Below are 19,355 nucleotides of genomic sequence, written 5' to 3' on the forward strand. Positions count from 1 at the left end.
AATGCACCTCGCTTATTTTAAAATAACCAGTCAGTCAGTTGCTGAAAAACTTTTTGAACCTGTGAATTATCAGCATCCTTTAAAAAATCATGCTCCAAGTCATAAACAGGAACAAACTGACTGGCAGAAACTTGCTTAGCCAATTGCTTGCTGTAGCGAAAAGGCACTTCTAAATCAGTCGTGCTAGCGCTAGCAAAGACCGATGGCAGCTGTGAAAAAGTCGCCGCTGCCAGCTGAAAATCATTCGTGCTGGCTTGGTAATAGTCCAACAGTAAATTGTGCTGAATCCCATAAATATATAACAGTACCCGTCGCAAATTTGGGTCATCGTAGACTGGTTTGACCGTCTCGATTGCCCGCAAACTTTCCTCAGGAATTTTTGTTGGGAAAATAGCCCGCGGCGTTTCAACGAATTTCAAATCAGTATAGCCGTAGAAACTGACCAGTTGCTTAGGCAGTTTCTGTTTTTTTGCAATCAGTTTTTCTGTCAATAAAAACATCAAATAAGCGCCGGCAGAACGGCCGCAAAAGACAAAATCTGCGTCAGCGATTTTCTTGTGAATCTCAGCAAAAGTTTTTTCTAAATCAGCGAGGATTGCTGCCAACGAGCTATTAGGAGCTAACAGATAGTCAACGGCCAACACAGCATAGCCCTGATTAAGAAAAATTTTTTGCAAAGCCTGCGGCATGTCAGCCTTCGTTCCATAAACGAGGCCGCCACCGTGGAAATAAATCAGATATTTGCTGGGATAATTAGTGGTTTGAGTAACGGAAACGTTAGCTCCATTCGTTAGGTGCCATGTATTATTCAAGTTGAGCCCTTCTTTTCTTTAGGTTGAATTTTAAGTTTAACAGAGTTTCGGAAAAAAGAATTCAAGGTGATAGTTCCAATTAAGTTATCGAAGTTTACAATCAATAAATAGTCATGTAAGCTAATAAAAAAATTTTTTTCCCACTGTGAATTCTTTTCGCAGACTATAATTGAGAGCCTGATGCTTAAAAAAATACAATAATTTCTCAGCTCAAGACTTCATGTTTATCCTTGCGTTGAATCCATTTTAACAAATAGGGTATGATAGAGGGTAGAAAATAGTCCAGTAATTTTTGCGATACTAAGATAGGAATGATTTTTTCAAAAATCATTCAACAAATTCACTAAAGATTCTGGGCTTGAGATTAGGGATTACTGGAGTATTGTCGTAGCCTTACTGCTCTGTCTCATGAGACTGCTAAATCACAGAGATACGGGACAATTCAGATAACTGTATTTGTGATAAAAGTTTACGTCTAAGGCCCTATTTCCCACAACGGAGGTAAGCACCATGATTCAATCTATTTTAATCAGCGATTATGTTTTTCCTTTAGATAAATTTGGCAAGGTGGGGAAAATCCACAGCCGCTTTGAGCATTCCTTCAATATTGAAGTCGGTGGCCAATTAATCAATGTTGCCAACTATCATGAGTACCTTTCCTGTTATGGCATTTTTCTGCCAGATGATTTATTTGAAAAACAGTTGAAAAATTATCAGCAGGGGGATGTAGTGCGTTTACAGGAAGATGGCTTTGCGATTTATAGTCGTCAAGGTGTGGCCAAAATTGTTTTGGCAGATTATCAATTGGTTTCCTTGCAAATTAGTCAAGCCAATTTGCAGCAAGAAACCTTGCTGGCGTTGAAAACTATTTTAGAGGAGAAACAGCTGAGTCAACTGTTGGGGCTGGACTATCAGACAATTCCTGTTGACTTGCTGCCCCAATTAACTGGCGAGCTGTCATTGACAAATTGGCAGCCAATCATCGAATGGCTGATTGGTCGTGGAAAAGGCTTGACTCCGAGCGGGGATGATGTATTGACGGGCTATCTATTTTTATTGAAGATTGCGGGTCTACCGGATGTAGCTGCTTTGCAACAGGCGTTGGTGGCATCCAAATTACCAACGACAGATATCAGTAAAAATTATTTAGAGGCCCTAATGAAGGGCTACGTCAGCTCACCTTTTTATCAGCTCTATCAAGATCTGCTTCAAGCAAGTTCGGCTGACATTTTGGCGCAGGACGTGGCCGCAATTATGAAAGTCGGCCACACTTCAGGAAAAGATTTGAGCTTTGGAATTTTGCTGGGGATTTTGTTTGTGTTGAAGCAACGACACGGATAGTCTGATAATTTGAAAGGCTAAAAAGCGTCACAGATTTCCACTTGTTTGCTAGTGGGGAGACTGTGGCGCTTTTATTTAAAATGTAGAGCAAATGCTTTTTTATCAAAGAACCTTTACTGATTGCCGATAACTTTGTTTGAGATTTTCCGGCAGCGCATCATCACTAATCAGTAGGCTGATTTTATCCAAAGGGCAGAAACGGACAATTGCTTTTTTGTCGAACTTGCTGTGGTCAACTAGGGCAATGGTTTTTTCGGCACTTTGAACAAACTCTTTTTTCAGTTCCGCTTCATACAAACTGAAATCAGATAGGCCATCGACAGTCGAAATAGCGTAGCTGGAGGTAAAAAAGGCATCGACACTGAAATTATCCAAAATCTGAATGCCAATGGTACTTTCAATTGCATTCGAATTGGCTTTGACAATCCCGCCGATAATCACCACCGTAAAATAATTGGATTCCTTCAAAAGATTGGCAGTCCGCAAGCCACTGGTCAAAATTGTGATTCGTAGCGGTTGATTCAACAATAACTTTGCTAGCTCGTAACAGGTAGAGCTGGCATCTAAAATAATGCAATCTCCCTCGTTAATTTGAGCGAGGGCTTTTTTTGCGATATTTTGCTTTTCGGTAATATTTTTCTTCTTACGAGTTTCGTATTCAGTGTCAACTTTCATATTTTGTTGATTATCAGTTAATTTAGTCGCTCCTCCGTGGGTGCGGACTAATAAATTTTGCTCTTGCAAATCCTTTAAGTCAGAGCGGATGGTGACTGGAGAGACTTGGAATTCTTGGGCCAAATCTTCGACGGAGACAGAATTATCCCGCTCAATCAGTTGTAAAATCGCCTGTTTTCTTTCAGTTGCATACATGGGTGACAACTCCTTTCAACTTATTTCTTATTATACGAAGGTTTTTAGAAAAACGCAAGCTTTTTAGTTTCATTTACTTTCGTTTTATCGTTAAATAAAAATAAGCGAAAAAAATAGTTGACAAACGAACTTTATCGAAGTAATATGAAACCATAAAATACAGGTGGTGAAAGAATATGAAAGTAGGTTTAGGTGCAGACGTAAACGCTTTTGATATGAAAGAAGATGTAAAAGAGTATTTGGCAATGTTAGGTTATGAAGTAGTTGATTACGGAGTTTATGAAAAAAATGATACGGATTATCCGCAAATTGCGGCGACAGTTGCCCATGCGATTAAAGCTGGCGAAGTGGAGCGAGGAATTTTATTTTGTGGAACTGGTATCGGTATGGCGATCGCTGCCAACAAGGTTAAGGGCATTCGTGCAGCACAAACCCACGATGTTTACTCAGCAGAGCGGGCACAATTAAGTAATAACGCACAAATTATTACAATGGGAGCAAAAGTAATTGGTCATGAAACTGCCAAGACAATTGCCAGAGAATATTTAAGCAACGCCTTCACGATGAGCGGCAGCGGTAAAAACTCTGCCCGCAAGATTGATGAGATTATGGAAATGGAAAAAATTAGCTAGTCTAAAAAAACAGGAGGCCAAAAATGAAATTCTTTTTAGATACAGCAAATCTTGCTGAAATCAAACGAATCAATGCATTAGGTTTAGTTGATGGCGTAACAACAAATCCAACGATTATTGCTAAGGAAGGTAAGGATTTTGAAACGGTTATAAAAGAAATCTGTCAAACGGTTACAGGGCCGGTCAGTGCAGAAGTAACTTCTCTAGATAGTGAGGGGATGATTAAAGAAGCTCGGGTCATCGCACAGTGGGCAGATAATATCGTAGTTAAAATTCCGATGACCGAAGAGGGTTTAAAGGCTGTTCATGTAATTTCACGAGAAGGTATTAAAACTAATGTCACTCTGATATTTTCTGCAGCCCAAGGATTAATGGCTGCTAAAGCCGGTGCTACCTATGTCAGTCCGTTTTTAGGCCGATTGGACGATATTGCTGCTGATGGGTTAAAATTAGTGTCAGACCTGCGGAAAATTTTTGATATTTATGACTATCAAGCTGAGATTATTGCTGCTAGTGTTCGCAATATTGGTCATGCTGAGAGCGTAGCCTTAGCGGGCTCACATATTGCTACGATTCCGGGTAGTCTGTTTCCTAAGTTGTGGAGCCATCCTTTAACAACTAATGGAATTGCCCAGTTTGAAGCGGATTGGCAGGCTTATCAAGCAGAGATGAAAAAATAAAAAGGCGACTTGGAGGAATAAGTTATGACTAAACCAACAGTTTGTATTACCATCGGCGATCCAGCTGGCATTGGGCCAGAAACCAGTGTTGAAACCTTGCAGCAAAAGGAAGTTTATGAACAAATGAAACCTTTTTTAATCGGAGCTGAAGGCACCATCCGTAAAGCAATGAAGTTAAAGGATTGTGATTTTAACTTAAATATTATTAGCGATCCTAGTGAAGGCGTTTATCAATACGGCACTATCGACTTGTTGACTACGGGGGAGTATGACTGTGATGCGATCGAATATGGTAAAGTTCAAAAGTTAGCAGGCCAAATGTCCTATGATTTTGTAATGAAGGCTATTGAATTAGGTAATGCTGGCAAAGTGGACGTGGTGGGAACTGCACCCATCCACAAAGAAGCAATCAAATTGGTTGGCGTTAAAGAAGAAGGACATACAGAGATTTTTGATAATAATACAGTATCTGATTATGCATTAACCATGTTTCATGTACAGAATTTGCGTGTCTTTTTCGTCAGTCGTCACATGTCATTAAAAAATGCTTGTGATTATGCTACTAAAGAGCGCTGTGTGGAAAATCTCGAACATATTGATGAAGTGTTTGGTACGCTTGGCTACACCAATCCTAAAATTGCCTTAGCTGCTTTGAATCCCCACGGGTCAGATAATGGCTTATTCGGTGATGAAGAAGCCCGCGAATTAATTCCCGCTGTTAAAGAGGCTCAAGCCCGGGGGTTAAACGTTGTTGGACCGGTACCGGCAGACTCAGTTTTCCACTTGATGCGTCAAGGTCATTATGATGCTATTTTATCTTTGTATCACGATCAAGGACATATTGCTTGTAAGACACTTGATTTTGAACGGGCAGTCACGATTACTTGGGGATTACCATTTATGCGCTGCTCAGTCGATCACGGGACAGCGTTTGATATCGCTGGAAAAAATATGGCAAATTATATCAGTCTGATGGAATCTGTGATGGTCGCTTCTGACTATTGGAAAATGCAGGCAGACAATAAGGCGAAGGTAGCAAATTAAGGAGGACATTCCATGGGGAAAATCGGCATTATCGCAGATGATTTAACTGGAGCAACAACTGTTGGTGTGCTCCTAGCACGTTCTGGAATTACAACAGCAGCCTATTTTTCACCAACTGAAATGGTGGATACTGCTGATCAAGAAGCTATTGTCCTCAGCAGTAACAGCCGGCATATGAAACCGGCTGATGCTCAGGCTGCAATTGCCGAAGCGATTGAGGCCTTGAAAATTGAGGGGGCTACTTATTTTTCCAAAAGGATTGATACAACTTTACGAGGTGGCATCGGCTATGAAATTGATGAGATGCTAGCTCATTTACCAGAAGATACCGTGGGAATCATGGTGCCAGCAATGCCCCAGTCCAACCGGATTTTAGTTGGCGGGTATTCAGTCATTGATGGTACTGCGTTACAAAAAACGGATGTTGCTCAGGATGTTTTGACACCAATTAAAGAGACCCACGTCCCGACGATGATTGATAAGCAAACACAGCATCGGACCGGGCAATTAGGCCTCTCCTCCTTATTGGCAGGCAAAGAGGCTGTTAAAGCAGCTTTGAGTCACCAAAAATCATTAGGCGCAAAAATAATTATCTGTGATGCAATCAGTCTGGATGAAATTGAGCTGATTGCTGAGTGCGTCCATGAGTTAGCATGGTCTGTTTTAGCCATTGATCCTGGACCCTTCACACAAAAGCTAGCAATTCAGCGGGGCTTTGGCTCAGAGGCTGAACCAGAATCAAGTGAAGCTGTCGCAGCGATTATGGATGGCAAAGTAATTGTGGTCGCCGGAAGTGCCACAGCTGTCACCAAACAGCAGATAAATCTTTTGTGTGAAAATGAAAGCGTTTCGAAGGTCTCGGTAGCGCCGCTGGCAATTGCCCTTGATAATGCAGAAGGGGAAGCTGCTAAACTAGAAGCTATTGAAGCTGTTGGACATGCATTGTCAGATAATCAGAGCAATGTCATTGTTTTGGAGACAGCTGTCTCAGGTCCCCGTTTGGACTTAGCAGATGTTGAGTCCAATCAAGGTATGGCTAAAGGTCAAGCAGCCCGCAATATAAATGCAGCATTGTCGGAAATTGTAAAAACAGCTCTGGAACAAACGCAACAGCCAATCAAAGGGATATATATGACTGGTGGCGATACGATGGTTTCAACGCTGAAAACATTAGGTGCATCTGGCATTGCCCTGGTTGATTATGTGATACCGCAAACAGATTTAGGTCGAATTATCGGTGGACCCTATGATGGTGTTGTCACAATTGGTAAAGGTGGTTTAACCGGGAAAGAGGATACGGCAATCGTAGCGGTTAAGCGGATTTTCCAAGAAGCAGATAAAAAGGTGAGTATTTAAAGGGGGAAGCAGCGTGAATCTACTAAAAAAAGTACCAGGTGGTTTTATTATTGTCCCATTGTTATTAGCTATTTTAATCAACACAGTTTTTCCAGATGTTTTAACGATTGGCGGTCCAGCAACAGCATTATTTAAAGAAGGTAATCAAGCAATGATGGGACTTTTTTTAATTGTTTGTGGTTCCTCCATCAATTTTAAGCAGGCTGGTGAACCATTGTATAAGGGAACTGTTCTTTTAGGTCTAAAATTCATTGTCGGTGCAGGCATTGGCCTTCTAGTCGGTCATTTCTTTGGCTTTGCCGGTATTCTTGGCTTGACTCCATTGGCTTTGATTGCGGCTTTAACCAGTTCCAACAGCTCTCTTTACATCGCACTTTCATCTGAATATGGCAATTCTAGCGATACCGGTGCCATTTCAGTTTTTTGTATTAAAGATGGGCCCTTCATCACGATGGTAGCAATGGGGATGTCTGGTTTAGCCAATATTCCTTGGCAGCAGATTGTCGCGATGATTATTCCTTTATTGGTGGGAGCAGTTTGGGGCAACTTTGATAAGAACTTTAGAGATTTATGTAGTCAAGCCCAACCCTTAATCATTATTTTTATGTCCTTTGCGATTGGAGCAAATACTAGCGTCTCAACAATTTTACAAGCAGGCCTGTCAGGTGTGCTATTAGGTGTCTTGGCATTAGTGATTGGTGTTGGTTACTTCTTTATTTACAACTTGTTCTTGAAGAAGAAAACTCCGTTGGGGGCCGTTTTAGGAACAGTGGCGGCAAACTCTGCCTTGACTCCAGGGATTGTAGTTGCAGCTGATCCATCTTTAGCACAATATGCTGATATGGCGACAGCACAATGCGCTACTGCCAGTATCATTACGTTGCTGGTAGCACCTTTCTTAGTAGCTTATTTTGATAAATGGTTGAAAAAACGTTACAGTCAAGACAAGCTCAATCCACAGCCAAATATGGAAGAATTTGTGGAACCAGAGCCGAAAACCGCTTAGAGAAGGTGAGGGAAAAAGATGATTTTTCAAAGTCAAGTAGTGACAATCGGGCCGGAAGCTTCCCGTTTTTTAGATGAAGGGATTTTGCTACTGTTTTCCGCTGAAAGTGTCATGACTCAAATTAAAAATTATAGTATTACAATCGGTAATATTAGCTTAGCAGGTGATATAAAGGTTGGCCAAAATCTGGTGCTGGGCTCAGAAAGCTTTACCATCACCGCAGTTGGCAATATCGCACAGGATAATCTGGCGGACATTGGCCATGCTACCATCAAAGCTGATGGGAGCCAAGCTGCAGAGCTGCCTGGTACCATCTATGTTGAAGCGAAGCCTTTACCTAGTTTACAAGCTGGTGATGTAATTAGGATTACTGATTAATCGGTTATTGTCATTCTTCACAACCAACATCAGTCAAAAACTATAGCGGAATATTTGTTATCCGCTTGAAAGTCGAACAAATTTCCTAGTAGGAAAATCAATCCATTTAAGATGAATTAGGTGAATATTATGAAGCGTAAGGCGATTGTCGGCATGAGTTTAAAAAATTATATGAATACCAACGTGAAAACGGCTGAGTTTTGCCGGAATATCCGCCAACTTACCGGTAATGAAACGGCGGTGGAGCAGTTTTTGTTTCCGAGTCTGGGGGCAATTCCCGCAGCACAGGCGGAGTTGCAGCATCAAAGTAATATCAGCTACGGTGCCCAGAATATTGCACCAGGGCAAAATGGTGCTTATACCGGTGAATATTCAATTGAAAGTATGCTGGAATTAGGCGGCAGTTATGTGGAATTGGGGCATAACGAACGGATTCAAATATTCCATGAGACTCCGGAGCTGATTAATCAAAAGACTCGTTTGACTTTAGAAAATAACTGTACGCCAGTATTGTGTATTGGCGAGGGCAATCAGCAGCTTTCAATGGCAGACTTTACCGCTGTTTTAACACAGCAACTGCAAGCCTATCTTCATAAAATTGCGCCGGCAGACATCAGTCGAATTATTTTCGCCTACGAACCCGGCTGGGCGATTGGCAAAGCAGAGGCGGCTCCGACTGCCTTTGTCCATCAAGCTCATCGGGAAATCCGTACTATTTTAGCAACACTTTATAATCAGGAAGTGGCCGTGGCCAGCCGAATTATTTATGGCGGTTCAGTCTCAAAAGAAAATACCGGAGCCATTATCAAGGGCGCCGATGTCGATGGTGTATTTATTGGACGCTTCGGGCATCAGCCGCAAAATTATCAAGCAATTTTAGAATTAGTCAAAGCAGGAGGTCGATTAGATGACAACTAGAAAACCAATCGTCGGGATGAGTTGGGCTATGCGGCAAAATCGCAATCAAGATGCGGTTGATTTTGCCAAGCAACTCGTTGACTTACTAAATGAGAATCAGGAAATTGAACAAATTGTTTTTCCATCAATGGGGACTATCACCGCTGTTGCGACAGTTTTAAAAGATAGTCGGATAGGGCTAGGATCACAAAATATTGCCTCTTTTGCAGCTGGTGAATACTCAGGTGAATATTCTATTGAATCTTTAGTTGATGTTGACGGGCAGTATGTTGAATTGGGACATTGGGAGCGCCGCAGTATGTTCGGCGATACTGACGAGTTGATTAATAAAAAATTACTGCTAACCCTAGAAGCTGGCTTAACACCAGTTCTCTGTATTGGTGAGGATGAAAAAATTGAAGATCCCAATAAACTGTATAGCATTTTAAAACGTCAGCTATTCAACGACTTGCAAGACGCTAAAGAAGCGGACGTCCGGCGACTAGTGGTGGCATATACACCCCATTGGGCAGTCGGCAAAACCCGGGCTTCAAATGCTCCTCATATTCACCAAGTAGGACAGGTCATCCGTGAGATTTTGGCGGAATTTTATCCCGCAGAAACGGTGGCTGCCATTCGAGTAATTTACGGCGGCTCTGTCAGTCCGGAAAATGCCCGGCTGATTGTTGCTGATGATGCGATTGACGGAGTATTAGTTGGCCGTTTCGGCAGCGAGCCAAGGCGCTATGCTGAAGTGGTAGCAGTTGTTGAGGAGGCAAAAGGGAGAATCAGTGTGTAAATAAGACACCTTTACTCTAAACTCGTGATTTAAACGGGTTTAGAGTTTTTTATTTAAAAATACTCGAAAAATATCATTAGTTTATTGAGTAAAGTCCTTGTGGAAACTAGTTCTTAATATGGAAACTATTGTTATCTTCGGAAAATGAGACACAATTCGAGATGAGTTATTGTTTTTACATTTTATTCGAGTATTCTAAGAGTGTGCACATCATCTTCTAGAAAATGAAATCGCTTAAAAAAATTTTTTTATAAGAAAGGGAAGTATATTTGAATCTTAATAATTTAAGTATATGAGGTGCTTATCTTGGGAAATAAAATGCATTTATTAACAGATAAATTTCAAACAGTGATGGGGAAATTCTCAACAAATATTGTTATTATGTCAATCGCCAATGGAATGATCAAAATATTACCAGTTACAATGGTGGGATCAATTTGTGCCATTTTGTCTAATCTTAGTATCCCCGTCTATCAAAACTTCATTGACAATGTTGGATTAACTGGCTTAATCAAAGTCGGTACGACGATGACTACAAATTTAATTTCAATATATGTTTTGATTGCCCTTGCATATGAAATGGCGCGAACCTTAAATAGTGACGTTATCTCTTCAATTTTAATATCCATCATGAGTTTTTTTATTGCGACTCCGTTAGGTAACTTTGAGGTAAATGATAGTACAATCAGTGGTTTTGATATTTCATACCTTGGCTCAAAAGGAATGTTTGTAGCAATGTTAGTCGCTTTGTCAACAACCTGGTGTTACCATTTTTTGACCAAGAAAAAAATTACTATCAAAATGCCTGAAAGTGTCCCCCAAAATGTGGCAAATTCCTTTACAGCACTAATCCCTGCAGTCATTATCGCTGCATTTATGTTAGTGCTCTCAGGAGTTCTTTCATTTACTAGTTTTGGAAACATTCACGACTTAATCTACACTTTGCTTCAAGAACCTTTACAATATTTAGGAGGTTCAATATGGGCTCTTCTTTTTTTGATGTTTTTTTCTGAAGTACTGTGGTTTTTTGGGATACACGGTAGTTTAGCAACTTCAGCCATTTTATATACATTATATCAGCCTTTAGAAATTCAAAACCTAGCTGCATTTTCGAGTGGGGAGCCTCTGCCGAATATTTTAACTATGACTTTTATCAATACCCTCAAAGGTCCACGTCATTTTGCTTTAGCATTATTGTTATTAGCCTTTTGTCATAGTAAGCAACTGAAAGCGGTGGGGAAAATCGCAATTGTTCCTGGCTTTTTTGGAATTAGTGAGCCGATGAAATTTGGTATACCGATGGTTTTAAACCCAGTTTTATTTATCCCTATGAGTCTTGCTCCAGTTATTTCAATTGCGATGGCTTATGTCGCTACGCTCTTTAACATTATTCCAAGAGCAAATGGTGTGACATTTCCATGGAATATTCCATTCTTTAGCGGTTTAGTTATTGGTGATTGGAGGACTGGGGTCTTACAGCTTGTACAAGTAGTTGTTGTAATGCTCTTGTATTATCCGTTCATTAAGTATTTGGATAAGAAGAATCTAGAGAATGAGTTACTGACTATTAACTAATAAGGAGATTATTTTGAATATTAATGATGAACATTTCATTCGATTAAACGGAACATTTAATACAAGAGATTTTGGAGGATATCAAACAGAGGGCGGTCGTCGTATAAAAAAAGGGAAGCTGTTCAGATCAGATGATTTATTTTTACTAACAAATTCTGATATTGAGATTCTAGAAAAGTATGGTATAAACACAATTATTGATTATCGAAATCAATCTGAACGCTCTAAGAGGCCTAATCAAGAGATCGCTGGCGCTAAAACCTATGTATTATCACCTGATAGTAAAATTGCAGCTTTGGCAAGTAGCGATTTGAAAACAGATTTTGAAAAAGTTAATAGTTTGATTCAGCTTGATGTAAGCAATCAACTAAATTTATCGTCAGATATGCTAAAAGAAAGCATGCTTTCCTATGTAAAAGATAAACATTCACAAGGGATTTATAAAGAAATGCTGACAATATTGGGCCGAGGACCAAATATTATTTCTCTGCAACATTGTCGCGGCGGCAAAGACCGTACGGGTTATGGAGTTGCTTTAGTTTTGCTGCTTTTAGGAGTGGAGGAAGAAACTATTATTGAAGATTATATGGCCACGGGGAAATATAATCAGACGAGAAACGATGAAAGAATGGCAGAATATCGGCAATATACTGATAATAAAAATGTATTAAATTATTTAGAAAGCGCCATGGCCACAAGGGAAGATGTAATTTACGATACAATTATTGAAATAAAAAAAGTTGGGGGTACAGTAATTGACTATTTTAGAAAAGTCATGGGTCTATCAGAAGACTTTATCCAGCGTTTCAAAGAATACTATTTAGAGGATATGAACTGATTCATTTTAAATTGCTATTTCATTTAAAACTCATTAATATATACCTGAAGGGGGTTATTTAAATGAGTTTTGAAAGTAAAATCATAGACAAAACCTCAATATTAAATTTCAATGAAAACACGGTCGTTACTTGGCTATATGAAAATCGTAAATTGATTGAAACTTTGACAATTGATGAAATTGCTAGTGCAGTGCATATGTCTAAATCATATATCTCTAAAGTAATCAAAAAATTAGGATACTCTAGCTTTGCTGAATTTCGGGTTCAGTTAAAAATCGAAGCTGATGCTCAGATATCTGAAAAAAATGCAGATGTGCTTGAACTACAGACTAAAGATCTTGCTGAAACAAAACGTTTGTTGAGACAGATAAACTTTACAGCAATTTTTGATGACTTTGAACAGCTTGAATTTATTTACTGCTTTGGAACAGGACACACGAATCAAAATTATATTCGTGAGCTTTCAAGAAATTTAATGGGTATCGGGAATAAAAGAGTCATCTATCTATCTGGCATGAGTGAGTTAGAATCGGTGATTCCTTTGATAACGAAGCGCGATTGCTTTTTCATTGCTTCCCATAGTGGTGAGTCAGTAGATTTAATTAAAGTAATAAAGCTTTTAAAGTTAAGAGAGGCTAAAATTATTAGTATTACTTCTTTTTCAAATAATAAGCTTGTGCGTCTGGCTAATTATAATTTGTTCTATTACTCCACGCCGATTGCTAATCCATTAAAAGGGACCCAAATCCATTCCTATCTGCCGTTAAATCTTTGTATTGATACGCTAATGCGAAATTACTTGTTATATTTAAAAGCATACTCATGTAATGAAACAATTTAAAACGAAAGCTAATGGGGTGAATGTGTACGAGCTCACTCCATTAGCTTTTTTATGCTTATTTTTCCAAAGCCGGCACCGTCCCTCGCCCCCGATAACTAAAGAAAATCACCGTATATAAAAGGGCAGTGAATAGCGTCACGCCCCAAGTGTTTGAGGCGATAATGCCAATTAAAATCAAGCTGAGGCTGACAATTGCCCCGCCGCTGAGTATTTTTTCAAAGAGGCGGCCTTTTCTAAGGGCGAGAACGAAGGCGCCACAGCTGATTAGCATCCAAGTCGCTAAAACCGAGTAGGAGAGGCTGCCGACAAGATAATTAAAAAGGTTATCGCCTAAAAAATAAGCTAGGATAACGCCGACATACAAGGTGCCGGTGCAAAATAGCACCGCCCGCTGTGGAACTTGATGTTTGTTTAGACGAGCCAGCTGCTTGCCGATGCCGGTCTGATCCTTCAGCCGGAAAAATAATGTCCGAGAAGAGGCGTAGACGCCGGAATTAATCGACGAAAAGAGGGCCAGAATAATGACGAAATTAACGATATCGGCTGCGTATGGGATTTGCATTTTTTCAAAGACCATCACAAAAGGGCTAACAGAAGTTGCCGCTAGAGTCTGCCAAGAATAAATCGTCAGAAGTAAAATCATCGGTACAATGTAAAAAGACACAATGCGGCCCATTACGCCTTTGATTGCCTTGGGAATGGCTGTTTTCGGGTCCTCCGTTACTGAAACGGTGATGGCGATTAGCTCTGAGCCGCCATAGGAATAAATCACAATCAGCAGGGAGCTGACCAAACCGGAAAGACCTTTAGGAGCAAAGCCGCCATGACTGGTGAGCTGGCTGAAGGTTGTTAGCCAGCCGCCTGCAAAAATTTGTTGAGCGACCAGATAAAGGCCGAATAAAATTAGTAATAGAATGATAACAATTTTGGCAAAGGCCAGCCAATACTCGGTTTCGGCGAATAGTCGAACGGAATATAAATTGATGATGGTAGTCAACAAAGCTAAAATCAGAACAAAGGCCCAGGTTGGCACCTGGGGAAACCATAATTGTAAAAAGCTGGCGGCGGCGACCGCTTCAGCGATGATATTAATCATCCACAAGGACCAATAGAGCCAGTCGATAAAATCCGCCGCATGATCGCCTAAATAAGGCTGGATAATTCCTGATAAGCCGTGGGGATTTTCTTGATCCACCACCATTTTGCCGAGGCCGTTCATCACGACAAATAATAACAGTCCGCCAATTAGAAAAGCTAAGATAAGAGCCGGCCCAGCCAGACCGATTGCTTCACCGCTGCCTTTAAACAGGCCAGCGCCAATTGCTCCACCTAAAGCTAGCATTGTGATATGGCGGGAGGTCATCCGTTTTTGTAAATTTTTCTCCATGAAACTCTTCCTTCTTATATAAAATAATTTATCCGAAAATATCGTGGGAATTTTCAGATAATTCTTTTATATAATAACAGAAAGTTTTCAAGTTTCAAGGGCGGCTCGCCTGCCGGAAGCTCGCCTAAAGGCCTAGCTGCAAAAAAAAGCAAACAGCACCTTAAGAATCCTTTGGCTTTTTCAAAAGATTTACATCTTTTTGCGAAAAAACGGCGGATTCAGGTCTGTTTGCTTCTTCTTGCTGTTGTTTAAGATAAGGTAAACATTTTAATTTCCGAAAAAGTTTTTGAATTTATCCGCCAGACTGCTAAGGCCCTCTTGATTGCTAATAAACTCTTGGGCTTTATCCATGATGCCGGAAACTCCGCCGGCATTTTCTAAAAGATTGCCGGCTTGACTGGCTAGATCCCCCAGGTTTTCCTTGTGTTCGTCAAAGAAATTTTGGGCGGCCTCAAGGTTTCCTTGGCCGATTAATTCTTGTAATTTGGCGAAAATTTCTTCTTGATTCATCAAAGTTCTCCCCTTAATCATCTAGGCTGCAGCTGGACTCAGCTTTTTTGGAGCGAGCAGCAGGTTTTTTATTTCACATAGCTTTCTGTCAGGTCCATAAACTGCTGGATATCCTTCATCACCATATCAATGCCGGCCTGCCAGAAGTCAGGTTTAGTCAGGTCAACCTGCAAATGTTTTTGGGCTAAATCTTCTGAGGTCATCACGGCAGTGTCCCGCAGTAATGCAATATATTGGTCCTCAAAATTTCCTTGATGCTGGTTGGCGTAGGCGTAAATTCCCATGCTGAAAAGATAACCAAAGGTATATGGGAAATTGTAAAAAGGAACATCATCAATAAAGAAATGCAATTTTGCTGCCCAGAAATAAGGATGATAGCTGCCCAATTGATCGAGATAGCTTTCCTTTTGTGCCGCCAGCATCATGTCAGCAATTTCTGCCTCTGAAACTAAGCCTTTTTGGCGGGCTTCGTAGAAATTGGTTTCAAAAATAAAGCGGGCGTGGATGTTCATAAACATCGCCACAGCATTTTGCAATTTAGTATCTAATAAATTAATTTTTTCTTCGGTGGTTTGGGCTTCCTTCAAGGTCGCATCAGCAACAATTAATTCCGCAAAGGTGCTGGCGGTTTCCGCCACGTTCATAGCATATTCCTGATTGATAACCGGTAAATCCCACAATAAACTGCTGTGGAAGGCGTGGCCTAATTCATGGGCCAGGGTGGCCACTTCATTGACTGATTCGCCATAGGTCATGAAAATCCGTGATTCTTCTGATTCTGGGAAGCCTTCACAGTAGCCGCCAGGACGTTTGCCGGGGCGGTTTTCCGCTTCAATCCAAGATTTTTCAAAGGCCGATTGGGCAAAGGTCGCCATTTTCGGGCTAAAGCTTTGGAAATGTTCTAAAATAAAGTCGGCTGCCGCATCAAAGGAATAGGTTTTTTCCGTTAAATCCCCTAAGATAATCGGTGCATCTTGATCCTGCCAATCAAGTTTTTCTTTGCCGAACAATTGGGCTTTGCGGGTCAAAAAGTCCATCACGCCTTGTTTGTTTTTGGCGATGGTCGACCACATCACATCCAAGGTTTCTTTTTTGAGCCGGTTATACTCCAACGGCTCCTGTAAAAAATCGTCTTCCCCGTGGAGCTTATAAGTGGAGAGTCGGAAGCCGTCCAAATGGTTTAAGGTATCGGCTAAAATGCTGCCTTTTTCCCGCCAAGCTGCTTCCCATTTTGTAAATAATTCTTGGCGCACAGCGGCATCGGCGTCCCCCATCATCGTGTTGAAGGCTTGACCGGCTGACAACATTTTTTCGCTGCCATCCTCGGTAAAAGGAATTTGAATTGTGGCAACAATCGTATCATAATGCGAGCTCCAAGCATTTAAGCCGTCTAAAGCAAGCACTTGGATAATGTTTTCGGCTTCGCTGCTCAAGAGGCGTTGGCCGTCGCGGCGGATTTCACCTAAGCGAAAAGCCAATGGAGCAATTTGGCTGTCGTCAGCTAATTCCTGCCAAGCGGCATCGGAAATTTCCGCTAATTTTTTTGAAAATAACGTTTCAGCCAAGCGGATTGTCGGTAAAAGGGCAAATAAATCGCCGGCTAAAACCTTGGCTTTGGCATCAGTGACGTCCGCTGAGTTTAAAGCGGTGATAAAGCTATTGCATTGGCTAAAGCCATTGGTGACGATGCCTAAAGTCGTCACAACCTCGACGAGCTTTTCTGGAGCATCACTCCCTTGATAGCGGTCAACTAAGGAATAGAAATCTTTGGCCTGCTGTTTTAATAAGGTCATCCGCTCCTGTAAGCCTTGCGAGCTGCTGCCGCCGGTGAAAATACTGTCTAAATCCCATTTCATTGAATATCTCATGCATGTACCAACCTTTCTTCATACTTTCCTAAGTATAGCAAAGTTTTTTTCTGCTGTAAGGCTTGGCATTCAAATTTGGCATGGTAAGATAGAAGGCAGAGATATTTTTTAATAGAAAGTAGCGAAATTTTTGAAGAAAACAATCAGTAAATCCATGAAAAACGGCAATTTTTATTTAGCCGTGGCCGCTCTTACCATGCTTATCTTATTTATCAGCTCATCGCAAACCTATGAGCAGCAATCACAAATCGGCCTCTTGCAAAGCCTCTTGAAAAATGAACCCTTCAAAGACCAACTCAGCGGCATTTCCTTTGTCTACGGCGGTTCAGAGGTCAGCATTGCCGCCTCTGGCTATTTTAAATTTGTCGAATTTTTTATTCGCAAAGGCGCCCATTTCGGCACATATTTTGTAATGGGCTGGGGCTTGTTTTTAGGCACCCGCAACAAAACCAAGCTGACCGCTTTGCCGATGATTTTGGCTTGGCTGTCGGCCACCGGCTATGCGGCGACAGATGAATTTCATCAGATGTTGACCGGCGGCCGCACGCCATTATTCCAAGATGTGATGCTGGATTCAGTGGGGGCGGCAACCGCGATTGTGCTGACTTTTTTAGTCGGGCTGATATTCAAGAAACGAAAAAGAAGATAGCTAAGGATAACTAGCAAGGCCCAGCAAGAGTGAACTTTTGCTGGGCCTTGTTTTAGTTTTTTGTTCAAAGTCAGAGTTGCAAAGCTAAAATGCTAGCTTGAAATTTTTGATAGTTTAAATAGGGTGAAGTTGAAATTTTTTTATCTAGCTCTTCTACGGATTAAAATGCAATGAAAATTCTGCGATTGGGTTGGAGAGATCATTGCAGAAATAGTAGTTGCTACCTTGCTTGACGGCAATGCTGTCTTGGCCGTCGCCATCCCAATCGCCGGCTAAACCAACGTCTTCAGCGGCACCAAAGGTTACAGAAAAAGTTTGTTCCTCTGTCTCAAGAGAATTAGTAAAATAATAAACATTGCCCCGTTTAACCGCCACACTGTCTTTACCATCACCATCCCAGTCACCGACTAAAATTTCGTCATCATCGTGGCCAAAAGCAAAGGTGAATTCCGCTGTCGTGGCTTCAAAATTATTGGTAAAATAGAAGATATTTCCCCGCCTAACAGCAATTGTATCAATGCCGTCACCATCCCAATCACCAGCAATCGCTGTGTCCTCCAAGTTGCCATAGGCCAGTTCATGGTTAATCAAGTCATCAGTCAAATCATTGTCAAAATAAAAACGATTTTCCCGTTTCAAAGCTAGCGTATCTTGACCATCACCATTCCAATCGCCAACCAGCACTTGATCTTCTGGCAGACCGTAGTCAAATTGCCAATCGATTTGGTCAGCGGTCAGTGAATAGTTGAGAAAGTAGCTGGTCGCTTTTTTGACGCCAAGACGATCGACACCTGTGCCCTGCCAATCCCCAATAAGTGCTAATTCTGTTTGAATGGATGAAGTGGTGGGTAAAATTCGTTTGGCAAAGCTAGGTGGATAATAGTTGACCGGCGTAACTTTGACGGTTTCTCCCGGCTGCGGTGCGTAAATCATCTGCTGGTCGCCAAGATACATGGCGACATGATAAGCAGCGCCTCGTTCTCCGTAAAATAATAAATCGCCGACTTGTAAAGTCTCAAAACTAACTTCTTCCCCGTAGCGTTCTTGATTGGTGGTGCCCATCGGTAAGTCAATGTTCAAAGCCTGCTGGTAGCTGTATTTCACCAAGCCGCCGCAGTCAAAACTATCGGGACCATATGCGCCTAAAACATAGGGCTTGCCAACTTGAGCCAAGGCAACCTCCCGCAGTGCTTGCTGGGCGGTGGTAACATCTGTCGTCAAGTTGATAGTTAGCGGCGGTGCTGGTGTCTGGGACTTTTCGGCAGGTGCTTGTGAGTTGGCGGTTTCCGACGGGGCAGCGGATTCTGCGGGCGGAGCGGGAGCAGCAGTGGGCGGCGGACTTTCGGCGGGACCTTCCGCTGGGGTTTCGCTAGGCGTTTCACTGGGATTCTCATTTGGTGTTTCAGCTGGCGACTCAGGCGAGGGGGACGGTGTCGGTTCCGGTTGCGGTTCAGTTACAGGTGTTTCCGGCGGCTGTTCGGGTGTTTGTTCAGGGGGCGGGCTTACTTCTGGTGTGACGGGTGCAGTATTCGGCCCGCTCTGGTCAAAGGTGGCGTCGGCATCGGCGGCTTGGGCGATTTGACCGCTCCATAGTGCAGCCGTTAAGACGGGCACCAGCAAAAATGAGCTTAAAAGCAAGCGGGACTTATACAAGGGCTGACCTTTTTTCATTTTTCTCCCTCCGTTTCATGGTAAATAGAACCGTTAAGAAATCACCTTCATTGTATACGGATTTAATTACGGCGAGCTGAAAAATTTATTTTTTTCAGGTTTGACAGCTTTGAGCAAGGCTACACAATTGCGAAATGATAAGTCTTTTATCGGATGTTTGACGGCTAACTCTGAATTCTCAGGTTTTCCGCCCGCTGTTA

General features: G+C 41.6%; 19 protein-coding genes. 13 read left to right on the plus strand and 6 right to left on the minus strand.

Features of this window, described 5'->3' with window-relative positions; genetic code table 11:
• Positions 1-17: 17 nt before the first annotated feature.
• On the minus strand, positions 18-812 hold the full coding sequence (locus tag AC1Z3S_RS12985; RefSeq protein ID WP_461740716.1) for an alpha/beta hydrolase fold domain-containing protein: 795 nt from the start codon (positions 810-812) through the stop codon (positions 18-20).
• 510 nt (positions 813-1,322) lie between these two features.
• On the opposite strand from AC1Z3S_RS12985, the gene AC1Z3S_RS12990 reads away from it, so the two are divergent.
• Positions 1,323-2,153 carry an oxamate carbamoyltransferase subunit AllH family protein gene (locus AC1Z3S_RS12990; RefSeq protein WP_461740717.1) on the plus strand — a complete coding sequence of 277 codons (831 nt, stop codon included), beginning with the start codon at positions 1,323-1,325 and terminating at the stop codon, positions 2,151-2,153.
• A 102-nt stretch (positions 2,154-2,255) separates the two neighbouring features.
• Here the strand turns inward: AC1Z3S_RS12990 and AC1Z3S_RS12995 are convergent, their stop codons facing one another.
• Positions 2,256-3,023 (minus strand): DeoR/GlpR family DNA-binding transcription regulator, encoded by a 768-nt coding sequence (locus tag AC1Z3S_RS12995; RefSeq protein WP_461737988.1) that lies wholly within the window; start codon positions 3,021-3,023, stop codon positions 2,256-2,258.
• Between the two features lie 176 nt (positions 3,024-3,199).
• On the opposite strand from AC1Z3S_RS12995, the gene AC1Z3S_RS13000 reads away from it, so the two are divergent.
• From AC1Z3S_RS13000 to AC1Z3S_RS13050, 11 genes are all read left to right on the plus strand, one after another.
• The gene (locus AC1Z3S_RS13000; RefSeq protein WP_461737987.1) at positions 3,200-3,655 is read left to right on the plus strand and encodes an RpiB/LacA/LacB family sugar-phosphate isomerase; all 456 of its coding nucleotides are present in this window, start codon (positions 3,200-3,202) and stop codon (positions 3,653-3,655) included.
• Between the two features lie 23 nt (positions 3,656-3,678).
• Positions 3,679-4,335, plus strand: a complete 657-nt coding sequence (fsa, locus tag AC1Z3S_RS13005; protein WP_461740718.1) for a fructose-6-phosphate aldolase — start codon at positions 3,679-3,681, stop codon at positions 4,333-4,335.
• A gap of 24 nt (positions 4,336-4,359) precedes the next feature.
• Complete coding sequence (gene pdxA, locus AC1Z3S_RS13010; RefSeq protein WP_461737985.1) at positions 4,360-5,379, plus strand: 4-hydroxythreonine-4-phosphate dehydrogenase PdxA; 1,020 nt, start codon at positions 4,360-4,362, stop codon at positions 5,377-5,379.
• Between the two features lie 12 nt (positions 5,380-5,391).
• The gene (locus tag AC1Z3S_RS13015) at positions 5,392-6,735 is read left to right on the plus strand and encodes a four-carbon acid sugar kinase family protein (protein WP_461737984.1); all 1,344 of its coding nucleotides are present in this window, start codon (positions 5,392-5,394) and stop codon (positions 6,733-6,735) included.
• A 13-nt stretch (positions 6,736-6,748) separates the two neighbouring features.
• Positions 6,749-7,741, plus strand: a complete 993-nt coding sequence (locus AC1Z3S_RS13020) for a 2-keto-3-deoxygluconate permease (RefSeq protein WP_461740719.1) — start codon at positions 6,749-6,751, stop codon at positions 7,739-7,741.
• 18 nt (positions 7,742-7,759) lie between these two features.
• Positions 7,760-8,119: a PTS glucitol/sorbitol transporter subunit IIA gene (locus tag AC1Z3S_RS13025; RefSeq protein ID WP_461737982.1), complete on the plus strand. Its 360-nt coding sequence runs from the start codon at positions 7,760-7,762 to the stop codon at positions 8,117-8,119.
• A gap of 129 nt (positions 8,120-8,248) precedes the next feature.
• Positions 8,249-9,037, plus strand: a complete 789-nt coding sequence (locus AC1Z3S_RS13030; RefSeq protein WP_461740763.1) for a triose-phosphate isomerase family protein — start codon at positions 8,249-8,251, stop codon at positions 9,035-9,037.
• Positions 9,027-9,815, plus strand: coding sequence for a triose-phosphate isomerase family protein (locus tag AC1Z3S_RS13035; RefSeq protein WP_461740720.1), 789 nt, complete (start codon positions 9,027-9,029; stop codon positions 9,813-9,815). The genes AC1Z3S_RS13030 and AC1Z3S_RS13035 overlap by 11 nt, the downstream gene beginning before the upstream one ends.
• A gap of 306 nt (positions 9,816-10,121) precedes the next feature.
• Positions 10,122-11,390, plus strand: coding sequence for a PTS sugar transporter subunit IIC (locus tag AC1Z3S_RS13040; protein WP_461737980.1), 1,269 nt, complete (start codon positions 10,122-10,124; stop codon positions 11,388-11,390).
• 13 nt (positions 11,391-11,403) lie between these two features.
• Positions 11,404-12,228, plus strand: coding sequence for a tyrosine-protein phosphatase (locus AC1Z3S_RS13045; protein ID WP_461737979.1), 825 nt, complete (start codon positions 11,404-11,406; stop codon positions 12,226-12,228).
• A gap of 62 nt (positions 12,229-12,290) precedes the next feature.
• Positions 12,291-13,070, plus strand: coding sequence for a MurR/RpiR family transcriptional regulator (locus AC1Z3S_RS13050; RefSeq protein WP_461737978.1), 780 nt, complete (start codon positions 12,291-12,293; stop codon positions 13,068-13,070).
• Positions 13,071-13,125: 55 nt separating this feature from the next.
• Here AC1Z3S_RS13050 and AC1Z3S_RS13055 read toward each other — a convergent pair whose 3' ends face one another.
• From AC1Z3S_RS13055 to AC1Z3S_RS13065, 3 genes are all read right to left on the minus strand, one after another.
• Positions 13,126-14,457 (minus strand): amino acid permease, encoded by a 1,332-nt coding sequence (locus AC1Z3S_RS13055; RefSeq protein WP_461740721.1) that lies wholly within the window; start codon positions 14,455-14,457, stop codon positions 13,126-13,128.
• A gap of 267 nt (positions 14,458-14,724) precedes the next feature.
• Positions 14,725-14,967 carry a hypothetical protein gene (locus tag AC1Z3S_RS13060; RefSeq protein ID WP_461740722.1) on the minus strand — a complete coding sequence of 81 codons (243 nt, stop codon included), beginning with the start codon at positions 14,965-14,967 and terminating at the stop codon, positions 14,725-14,727.
• Between the two features lie 68 nt (positions 14,968-15,035).
• A complete protein-coding gene (locus tag AC1Z3S_RS13065; protein ID WP_461740723.1) occupies positions 15,036-16,823 on the minus strand; it encodes a M3 family oligoendopeptidase in 1,788 nt (595 codons plus the stop codon).
• A 166-nt stretch (positions 16,824-16,989) separates the two neighbouring features.
• Here AC1Z3S_RS13065 and AC1Z3S_RS13070 point away from each other — a divergent pair, with 166 nt between their 5' ends.
• Positions 16,990-17,484, plus strand: coding sequence for a VanZ family protein (locus tag AC1Z3S_RS13070; protein WP_461740764.1), 495 nt, complete (start codon positions 16,990-16,992; stop codon positions 17,482-17,484).
• 153 nt (positions 17,485-17,637) lie between these two features.
• Here the strand turns inward: AC1Z3S_RS13070 and AC1Z3S_RS13075 are convergent, their stop codons facing one another.
• Complete coding sequence (locus tag AC1Z3S_RS13075; RefSeq protein WP_461740724.1) at positions 17,638-19,155, minus strand: NlpC/P60 family protein; 1,518 nt, start codon at positions 19,153-19,155, stop codon at positions 17,638-17,640.
• Positions 19,156-19,355: the final 200 nt, after the last annotated feature.

It is taken from the genome of Enterococcus sp. LJL90, from assembly GCF_056924355.1.